The following is a 14,810-nucleotide window of genomic DNA, read 5'->3' on the forward strand; positions in this document are numbered from 1 at the left end:
CACCCCTGGCTCAGGGGTGACAACCCACAACCTCGGGGGTTAACCACCCAGATGGCGGGCGTCGAGGGGCGGGCTTGGGGTTGGGCCGGTGGAAGGCGGGTGAGGTAGTCGTCGTGGTGGGTGGGGAAATGTCGGTGCCAGGTGTGAGGATCAGCGCATGGATGAGCGGTGGGCGATCGCGCCGGTTGAGGGTGGTGGGGCGCTGCTGGTCGCCCTCCACCCGGACGGCCAGCCCGCCGGTCCGGTGCTCCGTGAGCCGGACCTGGCCGCAGCTGTCGGGTCTCGGCCGGAGGTGACTCGCTGGGTCTGGCGGTCATCGCAGGAGATCTACCCGCGGTTGCTGGCGGCCGGCGTACGGGTCGAGCGGTGTTATGACATTGAGTCGGCCGAGTTGTTGCTGCTCGGGCATGAGGGGCGGTGGGGTGAGCCGCGGTCCGCGGCGGCCGCTTGGGCACGGTTGAGTGGGAAGCCGGTGCCTGCTGATCCGCCGTTGCGGTCGACGACGCCTGGCGAGCAGTCGTCGCTGTTCGAGATCCAGGAAGAGCCGATCGGGTTCGAGGCGCTGTTGCGGGTCTATGCCGAGCAACTCCGTCGGCATCAGCAGGCGGAGTATCCGGAGCGGATGCGGTTACTGACGGCCTCCGAGTCGTCGGGGATGCTCGTGGCCGCCGAGATGGATCGCGCTGGGCTGCCGTGGAGCGCTTCGCGGCATCGCGCTTTGCTGACCGAGCTGTTGGGGGAACGGTTCGCGGGGTCCGGGGAGCCGCGGCGGTTGACCGAGTTGGCGGATCAGATCTCGGAGGCGTTCGGGCGGCGGGTGCGGCCGGAGTTGCCGGCGGATGTGCTGAAGGCTTTCAAGCAGGCTGGGTTCCAGGTCACGTCGACGCGCAAATGGGAGCTGGAGCGGATCGAGCATCCGGCGGTGGCGCCGCTGCTCGAGTACAAGACGCTCTATCGGATCTATACGGCCAACGGATGGTCGTGGCTGAGCGACTGGGTGCATGACGGGCGGTTCCGGCCTGGGTTCATTCCGGGTGGCACGGTGTCCGGGCGGTGGGTGACCAACGGCGGCGGTGGATTGCAGATTCCGAAGGTGATCCGGAAGGCGGTGGTCGCGGATCCGGGGTGGCGGCTGGTGGTGGCCGACGCGTCCCAACTGGAGCCTCGGGTGCTGGCGGCGATCTCACGTGATCCCGGGTTGATGGAGGTCGCCGGCGACGCGGGCGATCTGTACAAAGCTGTTTCGGACAAGGCGTTCTCGGGTGACCGTGGGATGGCGAAGCTGGCCGTGCTGGGTTCGATCTACGGGCAGACGTCCGGTGACGGGCTGAAGAATCTGGCGATGCTGCGGAAGCGGTTCCCGAAGGCGGTCGCGTATGTGGACGATGCGGCTCGGGCCGGGGAGGAAGGCCGGTTGGTGCGGACCTGGCTCGGGCGGACCTGTCCGCCGTCGGGATCGCCGATCGACGACGCGCTGCTGGAGGGGCCGTCGGAGGAGCGGCAGACCGATGCACGGCATGCTCGGGCTCGTGGACGGTTCACGCGGAACTTCGTCGTCCAGGGGTCGGCCGCGGACTGGGCCTTGTTGATGATGGCTGCGTTGCGGCAATCCATTGCTGACCTCAAGGCCGAGCTGGTCTTCTTCCAGCATGACGAGGTGATCGTGCATTGCCCTGCTGACGAAGCCGAGGAGGTTGCTGCGGCTGTTCAGGCCGCGGGCGACCTGGCGGGCCGGATCACTTTTGGGGAGACGCCGACCCGCTTTCCCTTCACCACGGCCATCGTGGAGTGTTATGCCGACGCGAAATGAGTAGGTAGCTCGAGGCGTTCGAAGTCGGTGAGCTCGAAGGCGGTCATCTCGGCGATCAGGCCGTCCTCGATCCGGAAGACATCGATGCCGAACGGGCGATAGAGGTCGTCGCCGGGCACCCGGAGGTATGTGGCCAGGGCCGGCTGGCGGTTCACGCTGATGGGGATGAACCGCCAGTCGCCGCGGTTGGCGTCGCCGTCGGGGTCGAGGTTGGCGGCCATGATCCGCTGAGCGTCCGTGCGGCCTTCGAACCAGAACGGGTACGGCGGCATGGTGATGCGGATGTCCTCGTGCATCAGCTGGGCGATACCGGCTGAGTCGGCTCGCTCCCAGGCGTCCATGTACTTCTTGAGCAGCGCCTGCTCCTCGGCCGACGGGTCACTGGTGGGGGCCCACTCGGCGCGTCGGGGTGGCAGCTGCTCACGGAGTACCGGGCGGGCTCGCTGGAGGGCGCTGTTGACCGAGGCGACGGTGGAGTCGAGGAGGTCGGCGGTTTCCTTGGCGGACCAGCCGAGTACGTCTCTCAGGATCAGTACTGCGCGCTGGCGCGCGGGGAGGTGCTGGATCGCGATGAGGAAGGCCAGCTCGATCGTCTCGCGGCGTACGACGGCGGCGTCGGGCTCTTCGGCTCGGTCGAGCAGGACATCGGGGTAGGGCTGCAGCCAAGGGAGGTCGGTGCGGGCGATGGCTTCGCCGGTGGGCCAGGAGGCGGGTTCCAGTTGGTGCGGAAGGACGCGTTGCGGGCGGCGTACGTCGTCGATGCAGGCGTTGGTGGCGATCTTGTACAGCCAAGCGCGGAAGGACGAGCGGCCTTCGAAGTCGGTGCGTTTGCGCCAGGCGCGGAGGAAGGTCTCCTGGACCATGTCCTCGGCGTCGTCGTAGGAGCCGAGCATGCGGTAGCAGTGGACGCGTAGCTCGTGGCGGTACTGCTCTGCCTGGGCAGCGAAGGTTTCCTCGGTGACAGTCATCAGCTGCCGTCTTCCAGTTCGATGGTGGCGGGCATGGGGGCGTGGCCGGCTAGGCGGAACCAGGTGACGATGCGGCGGCTCCGGAGTACGCGGGTGGAGACCACGATGTCGTTGTGGAATCGCCTGGCCAGTTGGACCCGGCGTACCGCAGTACCGAGCTCTGTTGCCCAGGGCTCGACGTCTGTGCCGGTTGCTCCGATTGCTCGGGTCAAGGCCGACTCGGCTCGCTCGCGGGTGTCGCTGGTCGCGGTGCGGGCGCGGTGGGCTGCATCCAGCAAGAGTAGGGAGGAGGCGGGGTCTAGTGCGCCGCTTCCGGCTAGCTCGGCTACTAGGGCCGAGCGGCGGGCTAGTTCGGTCTCCAGGGAGGCGCGGGCGGTGGCGACGCGGTGGTGGAGGCGGTCGAGGCGGCCGGCGGTCCAGCTGCAGTAGCCACCGAGCAGGAGCAGCAGGACTCCCACCAGGATCAGCACGACAGAGACCTTCACGGGGACATTCGACCATCAATCACTCGGCTGCCGGCTCCACCTCCCCCGCCGATTACGGAGCGCTGACGGTCCGGGCGGATCGCGTAGTTGCCGGGCCGCGGGATTCTAGGGTCGGGGCATGGCGGAAATCGGTGTGATCGGTGGGTCTGGCTTCTACTCGTTCCTGTCCGGGGCGCGGACGGTGGAGGTGACGACGCCGTTCGGGGCGCCCAGTGAGATGCCGGTGGTCGGGGTTGTCGGTGGGCGGGAGGTCGCGTTCATTCCGCGCCATGGCGGGGATCATCGGTTCCCGGCTCATCGGGTCAACTACCGCGCGAACCTGTTCGCCCTGCGCCGGCTTGGCGTCCGGCAAGTGCTGGCGCCCTGCGCTGTCGGCTCTCTGCGCGAGTCGCTGACGCCAGGGACCTTGGTGGTGCCCGACCAGTTCGTCGATCGGACCTGGGGGCGGGAACATACCGTCTACGACGGCACCGGGCCGGTTGTGCACGTCTCGGTGGCGGATCCGTACTGTCCGGCCGGACGGGTCGCAGTGATTGCTGCGGGCAACGGGTCGGTGGTTGCCGAGGGCACCATGGTGGTGATCAACGGGCCGCGATTCTCGACCCGTGCGGAGTCGCAGTGGCATGCGGCGCAGGGGTGGTCGGTGGTCGGAATGACCGGTGCTCCGGAGGCGTCGATCGCCCGGGAGCTGGCTCTGTGCTACACGTCGGTCGCTGTCGTCACCGACCACGATGCGGGCGTCTCGGTGGGTGGTGGCGTTACCCAGGCGGAGGTGTTCGAGGTCTTCGGCCGGAGCATCGAACGGTTGAAGGGCCTGCTGACCGAGGTGATCGGACAGCTGCCCAAGGTGGACGAGGATTGCACCTGCCGGCACGCGTTGGACGGTACGGCCGGAGAGGACCTCTGGTGAAGATCCTGCTGACGGGCGGGGCCGGTTTCATCGGACGGCACGTCCACGCGCAACTCCTCGCCGACGGCCACTCGGTGCGTGTGCTCGACTCGCTCCGCCCGGACGTGCACGACGTCCCGCCTGTCATCGACGGCCTGATCGTCGGGGACATCCGCGATGCCTCGGTGGTCTCGGAGGCGTTGCAGGGCGTGGATTCGGTCGTGCATCTCGCCGCGAAGGTCGGCCTCGGCGTCGATCTCGACGACATGGACGACTACGTCAGTACCAACAGCCTCGGTACCGCCGTACTGCTGCGCGCTCTCGGGCGGCAGGGTGTGCAGCGACTCGTCTATGCCAGCTCGATGGTCGTCTATGGCGAAGGCCACTACGAATGCGACCGCCACGGCCCCGTCGCCCCTGGCCCGCGCCGAGTCGAAGACCTCGACTCCGGCCGTTTCGAACCACCCTGCCCGATCTGTTCTGAACCCCTGCGGCCGGGCCTGGTGAGTGAGGACGCTCCCACTGACCCTCGGAACACGTACGCCGCCACCAAACTCCACGGCGAACACCTGGCCGCCACCTGGTCCCGCGAGACCGGTGCCCACGCAACCGCCCTCCGCTTCCACAACGTCTACGGCCCCGGCATGCCCCGCAACACCCCGTACGCCGGAGTGGCCGCCATCTTCCGCTCCATGCTGGAACGAGGCGAGGCGCCGAAGGTCTATGAGGACGGCGGTCAGCGCCGCGACTTCATCCACGTCGCCGACATCGCCTCCGCAGTAGTGGCCGCCGTCAACTCCCCCACGCCTGCGCCGTTCGTCGCATACAACGTAGGCAGCGGCACCGTCCGCACAATCGGCGACCTGGCCTCCGAACTGGCCCGCGCCTACGACGGCCCGGCCCCCGTAATCACCGGCGCCTACCGCCTCGGCGACGTCCGCCACATCACCGCATCATCCGACCGCCTACGCGAGCACCTCCACTGGAAACCCGACTACGACCTCCGCACCGGCATCGCAGACCTCATCCACAACGGCTGAACGGAAAAGCCCAGGTCGGGTGACCTGGGCTTCTGCCGGTACTACGAGATCGTGGTGCTCAGCGCATCGGGCGAGCTCACTCGCCGATGAGGTTGGTGTTGGTGATGTAGCGGAAGTGGACGGTGCCGTTCTGCGGCAGAGCGACGCTGCCGATGGTGTTGACGACCGTCTGCGAGCCCTTGGCTTTGCTGAGGGCGTACACGGTGGCGGTGTGGGCTGTGTTGTTGAAGCCGGTGAGTAGCGTGCCGCCGCTGTTGCCGCAGCGCTCGGCGACCAGCTGCTGGTAGGCGCCGAAGCCGGTGGTGCGGACCGCCTTGAGGGTGCCCTTCAGCGTCGTCGTCTTGGGCAGGTGGATGGTGTAGAGCCCGCCGGCCTTGGTAACTCCCAGAAGCGTGTCGTAGGTCGCGGTCTCGGCGATCGTGGTGATCGACCTGAACGACTTGTAGCCGGCCGCGCTGCCGGCGGCCGAGACCGGACCGGTCGGGCCGTTGATGCTGTAGCGGTACAGCGAACCGTTCGTGCTCAAGCCGTAGAGGTACGAGCGTTCCGCGACGTTTTGTCCGTTGACGTAGCGCGAGCTCGCAATGGAGGTGAAGCTGGCCCAGCCGGTACCGAGCCGCTTCCAGCTGACCACCGGAGTCGTGGTCGTCGGAGTCTTGTACGACTCGACGGCGGTGTACAGGCTGCCGCCCACCAGGAGCATTCCGGTGAAGTACTTCGTGGTGCCTGAGCCTGCCCAGGCGAACCAGGTGGAGCTCGCGCGGACAGCGAACATCTTGTACGACCCGGCCTCCTCCTCGGTCACCGGCCTGGTCGCGGTGATCCGGTAGCCACCGTTCTGACCGGCGGCGGTCACGGCGCCGACAACGACCGAGCAAGCCCCGGTTGCGGCCTTCGCCCTGACGATCGGCTCTGCTCCGGTCGCAGCCCGCGGCTGGGGTTTGCCCTGCACCTCTGCGCCGGCCGGGTTGGCCGCCACAGCCCCCGTGACCAGGCTCAGCCCGGCCACAGCAAGAGCAAAACGACGAATTCTCATCTGCAAGTTCTCCCTGTAGTACTCGATGCCCCCCGAGGGCTTCACGAACCCACAAATGTCCGCTCACCCTAGCTACTCGAGCCCCCCACCAGAACGTCATTGCAGCAAGCTGCAACCAGCCCGAGTCATTTCGTTGGCCTGAGCCGTGTCCAGTGGACGCGGGTCAGCCAGGGGAGCGTGTACTCCGGCGCGGTGAGGTGTGACGACATGTCGAGCGGGAACCCGAAGTCTTGAGGCCAGGTGGGAGCGAGGAGCTCTTCGACGGCGGCGATGGAGGGGAGGACCGGTCCCTCGGCAACGTTCCACGTCACGACGAGGGTGCTGACTGCGTGCCCATTTTTGCCAAAATTGGGGTGTTGCTGGCGGAAACGGGCAATTCGTTTACTCCTGTCCCCGGTGCTGATCAGATTCGGTCACCCCTGATCACCGGAGGACTCCATGCATTCTTCTGCCCGTCGGCTGCTCGTGCCGGCCGCAGCGCTTCTCCTCGTCGCCGGTCTCGCAACTCCGACGACGGCTGGCGCCGCACCTCCCGCCGCACCTCCCCCAGCACTCCCCACCGCCGACGGCGCGACCGCAGGGACACCCCTCGACCTCACGCTCATCACCGGCGACAAGGTCACGGTCGCGCCCGGTCCCGGGCGGGCGGTGTCGGTGCAGGCCGTCGTACGCGCTCCGCGATCGACCGGACCGGTACGGGTCAGCGTCGAGAACGGCGACACGTTCGTCTACCCCGGCGCCGCGATGCCGTACCTGGCGACCGGGCAGCTCGACAAGCAGCTGTTCAACGTCAGCGAGCTGGTGGCCCAGGGGTACGACAACGCCCGGAGCAAGGACCTCCCGCTGGTCCTCACGGGCTCGCCCAGCGCGGCCGCCAAGTCCGTGCGCCGCTCGGCGCTGCCAGGCACGACCACCACGCTCGATCTGCCGTCGGTCGACGGAGCGGCCGTCAAGGCCGAGAAGGGGGAAGCGGCCGCGCTCTGGTCGGCGCTGACCGGGCCGAGCGGCGTACGGGCAAAGGCGAGCACTGCCGCCGCGCCCTCGTTCGCGGCGGGGATCGGCAAGGTCTGGCTAGACAGCAAGGCGCGGACGATGCTCGCGGACACCACCGCACAGATCGGCGCGCCCGCGGCGTGGGCAGCGGGAGTGACCGGTACGGGCGTACGGGTCGCGGTACTGGACTCCGGCGTGGACCTGGGGCACCCGGACCTGGCACAGCGGATCGTGGCAACCAAGAGCTTCGTGGCCGGTGAGGACGTCGTCGACCGCAACGGTCACGGCACGCACACCGCGTCGACTGTCGCCGGTACCGGCGCGGCCTCGGACGGCAAGGAGCGTGGCGTCGCGCCAGACGCCGATCTCATCGTGGGCAAGGTGCTCGGCGACAGCGGCTCCGGCCCGATCTCCGGCATCATCGCCGGGATGGAGTGGGCGGCGCGGACCGAGCACGCCAAGGTGATCAACATGAGCCTGGGTACGCCGGCCTGGCACACCCAGGACGATCCGCTGAGCCAGGCCGTGAACGAGCTGAGCGCCGAGACCGGTGCCCTGTTCGTGATCGCCGCCGGCAACTCGGGAAGCAACCCGTACAGCGTCAGCTCCCCCGGTACGGCGGACGCCGCCCTGACCGTCGGCGCGGTGGACGGCTCGGACCAACTGGCCGACTTCTCCAGCGTCGGCCCGCGGCTGATGGACGACGGACTCAAGCCTGACCTGACCGCACCCGGCGTCGACGTACTGGCCGCGCGGTCGCAGTACACGAACGACGGCGGCGAGGGCTACTACCGGACCGACAGCGGTACGTCGATGGCGGCTCCGCACGTCGCCGGCGCAGCTGTCCTGCTCGCCGCGCAGCACCCGGACTGGACCGGGCAGCAGCTCAAGGACGCGCTGATGAGCACCAGCAAGCTGACGCCCGCGTACACGGCGTACCAGGCAGGCACTGGCCGCGTGGACGTCGCGGCGGCCTCACTGCACGGCCAGGTCATCGCCACCGGCTCGGTCGACGCCGGGCTCGTCCCCTGGTCGCCGAAGCCGGCCCGGACGCCGGTGAAGCGGCAGATCAGCTACCGCAACACCACGGAGCTGCCGATCACCCTGCGGCTGTCCACTGACCACGCCGGGATCTTCCGCCTCGCAGCTACCCAGGTGACAGTGCCTGCGCGAAGCACCGCCTCAGTCGGCTTCACTGCAGACCCGAACGGACTGGCTCCCGGCCAGTACGCCGCCCAGGTCATCGCGACTTCAGCGACCGGCACCGTCCACACGGCCGTCGGACTGGCCGTCGAGCCGAAGAAGTACAACCTCACCGTCCATCTGAAGGACCAGGCCGGCAAGCCGGTCAGCGGCGAGGTCGAGGTCACCGGCGCGGACGGGAAGTCCACCGTGCTGTGGGCAGCGGACGGCAAGCTCACCAGCCGCTGGGCGCCCGGCTCGTACACGATCATCTCGACTCTGGACGTGCCTGGCAGCAACGGCCCGCACTCGCTCGGCCTGGCCTTCCTGACCGCGCCGGAGGTCGACCTGACCGGGGACCGGGACGTCGTCCTGGACGCGTCGCGGAGCCGTCCGATCAAGGTCGACACGCCCAAGCCGACGACCGTCACCACGAGCAGGTTCGACCTCTTCCGGTCGTTCACCTCGGCGCAGCCGACCCCCGACGACACGGCGGCGCTGCACGAGATCTACATGCCGCCGCCGGAGTACGACAGCTTCTGGGCGCTGCCGACGAAGAACAAGGTCCGCACCGGCAGCTTCGTGCTGACCACCCGGTTCCGGGCCGAGCAGACGCCGCTGACGATCAGCTACAGCGGTCACAGCCTCGACGACTCGCTGCTCGTCCAGCCCGGCTCCCCGGCGTTCCGCGCCGGCACGACGCGCGTCACGGCCGTGTTCGCCGGTACCGGCACACCTGCCGAGTACGCCGGTCTGGCTGCGCGCGGCAAGGCGGTCGTCGTCCGCAACAGCATCGACGTACCGCCCGCGGACCGGGCCGCCGCGGCGCACGCTGCCGGCGCGGCCATGCTGCTCGTGGTCAACGACGGCATCGGCCGCTACAACGACTGGTACGGCGAAGCCGACGGCCGGACCCTCGGCCCGATCCCGACGGCGTCGCTCACCCTCGACGACGGCGAGGCCCTGATCAAGAAGCTCGCCACGCGTCGTACCGAGCTGACCGTCGCGGCCAATCCGGTGCCGTCGTACCTGTATGACCTGGTCGACTACCACCAGGGCAAGGTCCCGGACGACCCGTCGGCGGCCACCGACCCCGGCAGCCTCGCCCGGATCGACAACGACTTCGCGCCCCCGAACGGTCAGCAGGTCGTGGAGAGCCGCGAGGACAGCCCGGCGTACGAGCACTGGCCGGCGGCCTTCCCGTACGCCGTCTTCGGGTCGGTCCGGGTACCGCGGTTCCCGGCGAAGCCCGCGGTCGGGCACCGGACGGACTGGGTGTCGGCGGGCGCGAAGTGGCAGCAGTACGCCTCGATCAACGGCTGGTCGACGTTCACCGACATCACCAGCTACCAGCCGCGCAGCGTGCAGAGTCAGCGCTGGTTCGGCCCGATCGTGCGGCCGCGGATGCTCGAGTTCGAGCTCCCGCACCGGGTCGGCAACGCGATGGGCGGCATGATCGCCGGCTTCGGTGACGGCGGGTCCGCGCACAGCGGCGACTCGCTGATGACACGCAGCTTCGCCCTGTACCAGGGTGAGGAGAAGCTGGTCGGCAACGGCCCGCGGCCGGACTTCGGCGTGGGCGACCTGGCGCCCGAGAAGCGCCCGTACCGGCTGGTGGCCGACACGATCGGAAACGCCGAGCTGACGCCGTACTCGACGACCACGCACACCGAGTGGAGCTTCACCTCCAGCGAGGCGGAGAACCAGCCGCTACCACTGGCCCAACTCGACTACGCCGTCGACGTCGACGCAACCGGCCGCGCAAAGCGAAACTCGCTCTTCGCCATCAAGCCGGTGGTCCTGGGCAGCAGTGCCCGGCAGGACGAGGTGGTCTCGGTCGGGCTGGAGGTCTCGTACGACGACGGCACAACCTGGCAACGCCTACAACTGAAGGAGACCAAGGGCAGCTGGGAGACGCGCCTGCAAGCGCCACCGCGCGCCGGACAGGTGTCGATCCGAGTCACCGCCAAACAACGCAACGCCGGCGGCATCACCCAAACAATCACCCGAGCCTTCGGCCTCAGATAATCCAGGCGGGCGACCGGCGACACCGGTCGCCCGCACTTCCTCGGACTGTCAGCTCGTTGGCTATGCCTTGCTCGCCACGACCGTGTAGTTCTCGGCCTCGGGGTTGTACGTGCTGCGTTCCGTGCGGAGTCCGGCCTGGTGCAGCTCGGCTGTGAGTTCGTCGTGGCGGTAGGGCCAGCACGACAGCAGTTCCGAGCGGACGAGAACCGGCCCGGCCGCATCGACTTGTGCGATCGCGATCTCGATGTGGTGCTCCTCTTCCCACTGCGACGCAATGTCCCAGCGGTAGATCACGACGGCATCGCGCCCGTTCCGGCGGACAAGATGATCGCTGATATCCAGCCGGGAACCTCTGGACCGCACCAGTTCCCAGTTGCGGGAGGTAAGTACCAAGCGGCCGCCGGGGCGCAGAAGCCGTGACATCGACTCCAGAGCAGCATCCCTGCCTCTCGCGCCCTCGGCGTGGTGCAGCGAGTTGCCGACGCAGAACACCATGTCGAAGGTCTCGTCGTCGAAATGGTCGGGCAACTCTTCCCAGCTCGCCCGCTCGGCCCGGACGGATGCCCCGAATTCTTCAGCCAGCTCCGCAGTACGACGAACCATCGCTTCGCTGGCGTCAGTTGCGGCCACCTGCATGCCACGACCGGCGAGGCCGACCGCCAACTGTCCGGTTCCACACGAACAGTCGAGGACACGAGCGTTCGACGGCAGCAGACTGATGACGTCGTCGAACGACGCAGCGAACTCGGCCGGGGTCAGCTTCGCATCCGAGATGAGCCACTCGTACACCTCGGCAAGCTCGTTGTAGCTCGTCACAACAACTACCTCCACACGGGGCTGGCTCACGGTCGGACGTCAGTACATCAGCGGAGCAAGACGGTCCACCAATGGTTTTGCAAGGGGGCCGCCCACAGAACAGCGGCAACCTCCATCCAGTACTGGGGGAACTCGAGCTGTACGCCCAGCGCCTGGTGGATCCCGACGAGGGGCAGGAGCTGCTGGTCTTCGTGGCAGAACCCGGCACGCCGAGCGCCGAGAAGCTGCAGTCCCTGGAAACCGTGACCGCAGCACCCTGACCTCGACGGGATCGGGATCCAGGGGCTGTCAGGCGAGCTGCTGGTAGAACAGGGCCGGGTCGCCGGCGAGTGAGGACTTCACCATTGCCGTCCAGTCGTCGACGACGACCTCGATCGAACCGGCGGACAGGCCGTCGAGCGCACGGCGCGTCACCTCGCGCGGATCGACCTTGGGTCCGTCGTACCCGGCCATCATGTCCGTGTCGGCGGCGCCGAGGTGAACGCCCTGGACGAGCGTGCCCTGGTCGGCGAGCTCGAGACGTACGGCGTTGGTCATGTTCCACTCCGCTGCCTTGGCGACGGCGTATGCTCCGGCACCCGGGGCGGCGAACCACGACAGCGCCGAGAGAACGTTCACGACAGCGCCCCCGCCGTTGGCGGCGAGGATCGGACTGAACACCCGGATCACGTCGAGCGTGCCCCAGAAGTGTGTGTCCAGCTCACGCCGGATCTCGGCGAGCTCGCCGGTGACCAGGCGGGCGCCGGTCGTGATGCCGGCGTTGTTCACCAGCAGGCTGACATCCCCCGCGGCGGCCGCCGCCGCGACGACGGACTCGTGATCGAGCAGGTCGAGCCGCAACGGCACCACCCGGGGATCGTCGAAGTCGAGTGTCTCGGGACGACGAGCGGTCGCGTAGACCTTGCTCGCCCCCCGTTCGAGAAGTTCGAGGACGAACTGACGGCCGATGCCGCGGTTGGCGCCGGTGACGAGGGCGATCTGGTCGGTGACGTTCATGGGTTTCCAGTCTCTTGTCTAGAGGTCGGGGCCGGGCCGTACCCGGCACTGGCTACGCTAGAACCTGACGTTGACGTGAAGGTCAAGTCGGATCAGTTCACCGAGAGGAAAAGATGCGGATCGGCGAGCTCGCGGATCGAGCCGGAGTCAGCACCAGGGCACTGCGGTACTACGAGGAGCAGGGCCTGCTCGCCTCCGAACGCACCGCCAGCGGCCAGCGCGTCTACGCCGAGGCGGCCGTTGAGCGGGTCCAGCTGATCCAGCAGCTGTTCACCGCCGGCCTACCCAGCCGGACCATCGTTCGGCTGCTGCCCTACATCGACGCCGGGCACGCCACACCCGAGTCCTTCGAACTCCTCGCCGCCGAACGCGACCGCATCACCACCGCGATGACGGAACTCGCCGCCGCCCGCGACGCGCTGGACCGCATGATCCACATCGCGAATCACCCAACCCCCGAACACTGCCCCGCCCTCCGAGAGCCCGCCTGGGCGCCGTACGTCGAGGCGGGCGCAGATTCGACGCCCGTGGATGAAGCCGCCGCCGTCACAGTCTGACCAGCAGTAGGTCTCCACCCGGCGACAGTCCACCACCCCCACCACCGACCCAACCCCGCGCGTTGGGGTTTTAGGAGGGGGTGGTTACGGGTGGGAGTTCTATTTTGAAGGTGCAGCCGCCGGGGATGTTGGTGACTGCGATCTCGCCGTCGTGGGATTCGACTACGCCTCGGGCGATGGCGAGGCCCAGGCCGCCGCCGCTGCTGGTGGTGCTGGTGGTTGCCAGGCCGTTGGCGGGGGTGCGTTGTTCGTCGCCTCGCCAGCCGATGTCGAAGACTCGGTCGAGGTCGTCGTCGGGGATGCCGCCGCAGCCGTCGGTGACGGCCAGGCGGACCCGGCCGTCGTCCTCGCGGGCGACCATGACCTTGACGGTGCCGCCGTGTTCGGTGTGGCGGATCGCGTTGCCGACGAGGTTCGTGACCGCGCGGGTCAGCTCGTCCGCGTCGCCGTGGACCGCGAGACGGTCGTCGTCGGACGGTGTCGACACCGTCAGCGACACGCCTTCCGAGCGGGCGTGCTCGCAGCTCTCCCCCACCACGTCCTCGGCCAGTTCGCGCAGGCTCACGGACGACCGTCGCCGCGGCGGCGGCGCGGCGGACAGGCGGGACAGTTCGAAGAGATCGTCCACCAGCCCGGTCATCCGGTCGACCGTCGCGCGCATCTGCCGCAGAGCACCCGGTACGTCGTCGATGACGCCGTCCTCCAGCCCCTCCGAGACAGCCCGCAGCCCAGCGAGCGGCGTACGGAGGTCGTGTGACATGAAGGCGACCAGCTCGCGCCGGCTGGCCTCCAACGCTCGCTCGCGCGCGTTCGACGCAGCAAGCTTCTGACGAGTCATCTCCAGCTCGTCGGTGATCGCCGCCAACTCGGCAGGCACGTTCGCGAGGCCTTCGACCGGCTCGTACGACGTACCGAGGTGCCGCAGCCGTCGTCCGACGTCACGTGAGCCGGTACTGATCCAGTGCCCGAGCAGCACCGACATCGCCAGCCCCAGCAACCCGGAGAACGCTAGCGTCCACAGCACCACCAGCGAGTCGTGAGCCGAGATGAACATCGCCTGCACGCTCTGCGTCACCGCGGCAAGCGCACCGAGCATCGGCACCAGCCCGGCGACGATGATCGTGATCCGCAGCGACTTGCGCCGGAACCGCCACAGCACCGCCGCACCGAGCAGCGCGACGATCAGCGTCCAGCCCGCGGTGAGCGCGAGGATCGTGAACTGGTCGCGGTTCATTCGGCCTCACCCGCGAAGCGGTATCCCGTCCGGGGCACGGTCAGCACCAACTGCGGATCCGACGGATCCACCTCGATCTTCTCGCGCAGCCGGCGTACGTGCACGGTCACCGTCGACGAGTCGCCGAAGTCCCAGCCCCACACCCGCCGCAGCAGCTCCGCCTTCGTGTACGCCTTGCCCGGATGCGACACCAGGAACGCCAGCAGATCGAACTCGCGATGCGTCAACGACAACGCGGCACCGTCAAGAGTGGCGATCCGGGCAGCGGTATCGACCGTGATCGGCCCGGCGCGGAGCTTGGTCGGCGTCAGGTCCAGCCCGGCCAGCCGTTCCTCCCGCCGCAGCATCGCCTGCACGCGCAGCGTCAGTTCGCGTGGGCTGAACGGCTTGACCACGTAGTCGTCCGCGCCGAACTCCAGCCCGACCAGACGGTCCTCTTCCTCACCCCGGGCCGACAGCATGATCACGGCGGCGCCGTCGTCGGCGGCACGCATCCGGCGCAGTACCTCCAGACCGGACAGTCCGGGCAGCATCACGTCCAGTACTACGACCGACGGCTTCCACTGCTGCCACACCTCGACCGCCATCACGCCGTCGGCGACCACGCGGGCGTCGTACCCCGCCTTGGTCAGGTACGCCGAGACGACGTTCGACACGGTCGGGTCGTCGTCCACCACGAGCACACGAGTAGCCACTGGTCGAGCGTAGATCGTCCATCTGGCCGAATGCGCCACCTGGCCCGCTATGGAGTGGGACGTAAGCGAGCTGTATCCGGT

Annotated in this window: 14 protein-coding genes; 6 read left to right on the top strand and 8 right to left on the bottom strand. The window is 68.4% G+C overall.

The window, feature by feature from the left end:
• Nucleotides 1-157 precede the first annotated feature (157 nt).
• Nucleotides 158-1,810 carry a bifunctional 3'-5' exonuclease/DNA polymerase gene (locus ABD116_RS06970; RefSeq protein ID WP_343966057.1) on the top strand — a complete coding sequence of 551 codons (1,653 nt, stop codon included), beginning with the start codon at nucleotides 158-160 and terminating at the stop codon, nucleotides 1,808-1,810.
• Here the strand turns inward: ABD116_RS06970 and ABD116_RS06975 are convergent.
• Nucleotides 1,792-2,778: a sigma-70 family RNA polymerase sigma factor gene (locus ABD116_RS06975; protein ID WP_343966059.1), complete on the bottom strand. Its 987-nt coding sequence runs from the start codon at nucleotides 2,776-2,778 to the stop codon at nucleotides 1,792-1,794. The genes ABD116_RS06970 and ABD116_RS06975 overlap by 19 nt on opposite strands.
• The gene (locus ABD116_RS06980) at nucleotides 2,778-3,263 is read right to left on the bottom strand and encodes a hypothetical protein (protein WP_343966061.1); all 486 of its coding nucleotides are present in this window, start codon (nucleotides 3,261-3,263) and stop codon (nucleotides 2,778-2,780) included. Before ABD116_RS06980 ends, ABD116_RS06975 begins: the two co-directional genes overlap by 1 nt.
• A gap of 118 nt (nucleotides 3,264-3,381) precedes the next feature.
• Here ABD116_RS06980 and ABD116_RS06985 point away from each other — a divergent pair, with 118 nt between their 5' ends.
• Together ABD116_RS06985 and ABD116_RS06990 are read left to right on the top strand one after the other, a co-directional pair.
• The gene (locus tag ABD116_RS06985) at nucleotides 3,382-4,173 is read left to right on the top strand and encodes an S-methyl-5'-thioadenosine phosphorylase (protein ID WP_343966062.1); all 792 of its coding nucleotides are present in this window, start codon (nucleotides 3,382-3,384) and stop codon (nucleotides 4,171-4,173) included.
• Entirely contained in the window at nucleotides 4,170-5,192 is a 1,023-nt protein-coding gene (locus ABD116_RS06990) for an NAD-dependent epimerase/dehydratase family protein (RefSeq protein WP_343966064.1), read from the top strand. Before ABD116_RS06985 ends, ABD116_RS06990 begins: the two co-directional genes overlap by 4 nt.
• Before the next feature lie 76 nt (nucleotides 5,193-5,268).
• On the opposite strand, the gene ABD116_RS06995 is transcribed toward ABD116_RS06990, so the two are convergent.
• Nucleotides 5,269-6,228 (bottom strand): hypothetical protein, encoded by a 960-nt coding sequence (locus ABD116_RS06995; protein WP_343966066.1) that lies wholly within the window; start codon nucleotides 6,226-6,228, stop codon nucleotides 5,269-5,271.
• Between the two features lie 125 nt (nucleotides 6,229-6,353).
• Complete coding sequence (locus tag ABD116_RS07000) at nucleotides 6,354-6,539, bottom strand: hypothetical protein (RefSeq protein WP_343966068.1); 186 nt, start codon at nucleotides 6,537-6,539, stop codon at nucleotides 6,354-6,356.
• Between the two features lie 127 nt (nucleotides 6,540-6,666).
• Here ABD116_RS07000 and ABD116_RS07005 point away from each other — a divergent pair, with 127 nt between their 5' ends.
• A complete protein-coding gene (locus tag ABD116_RS07005) occupies nucleotides 6,667-10,431 on the top strand; it encodes a S8 family serine peptidase (RefSeq protein WP_343966070.1) in 3,765 nt (1,254 codons plus the stop codon).
• A gap of 60 nt (nucleotides 10,432-10,491) precedes the next feature.
• Here the strand turns inward: ABD116_RS07005 and ABD116_RS07010 are convergent, their stop codons facing one another.
• A complete protein-coding gene (locus tag ABD116_RS07010; RefSeq protein ID WP_343966072.1) occupies nucleotides 10,492-11,247 on the bottom strand; it encodes a class I SAM-dependent methyltransferase in 756 nt (251 codons plus the stop codon).
• 71 nt (nucleotides 11,248-11,318) lie between these two features.
• Here ABD116_RS07010 and ABD116_RS07015 point away from each other — a divergent pair, with 71 nt between their 5' ends.
• Complete coding sequence (locus ABD116_RS07015) at nucleotides 11,319-11,507, top strand: MmyB family transcriptional regulator (RefSeq protein ID WP_343966074.1); 189 nt, start codon at nucleotides 11,319-11,321, stop codon at nucleotides 11,505-11,507.
• 28 nt (nucleotides 11,508-11,535) lie between these two features.
• On the opposite strand, the gene ABD116_RS07020 is transcribed toward ABD116_RS07015, so the two are convergent.
• Nucleotides 11,536-12,243, bottom strand: a complete 708-nt coding sequence (locus ABD116_RS07020; protein ID WP_343966076.1) for an SDR family oxidoreductase — start codon at nucleotides 12,241-12,243, stop codon at nucleotides 11,536-11,538.
• 113 nt (nucleotides 12,244-12,356) lie between these two features.
• Between ABD116_RS07020 and ABD116_RS07025 the strand changes: the two genes are divergently transcribed.
• On the top strand, nucleotides 12,357-12,800 hold the full coding sequence (locus ABD116_RS07025; protein WP_343966078.1) for a MerR family transcriptional regulator: 444 nt from the start codon (nucleotides 12,357-12,359) through the stop codon (nucleotides 12,798-12,800).
• 70 nt (nucleotides 12,801-12,870) lie between these two features.
• On the opposite strand, the gene ABD116_RS07030 is transcribed toward ABD116_RS07025, so the two are convergent.
• Both ABD116_RS07030 and ABD116_RS07035 read right to left on the bottom strand, forming a co-directional pair.
• Nucleotides 12,871-14,034, bottom strand: a complete 1,164-nt coding sequence (locus tag ABD116_RS07030; protein ID WP_343966080.1) for a sensor histidine kinase — start codon at nucleotides 14,032-14,034, stop codon at nucleotides 12,871-12,873.
• Complete coding sequence (locus ABD116_RS07035; RefSeq protein WP_343966083.1) at nucleotides 14,031-14,729, bottom strand: response regulator transcription factor; 699 nt, start codon at nucleotides 14,727-14,729, stop codon at nucleotides 14,031-14,033. The genes ABD116_RS07030 and ABD116_RS07035 overlap by 4 nt, the downstream gene beginning before the upstream one ends.
• Nucleotides 14,730-14,810: the final 81 nt, after the last annotated feature.

Origin of the sequence: Kribbella koreensis (genome assembly GCF_039525325.1) — a bacterium.
GTDB classification, from domain to species: Bacteria; Actinomycetota; Actinomycetes; order Propionibacteriales; family Kribbellaceae; genus Kribbella; species Kribbella koreensis.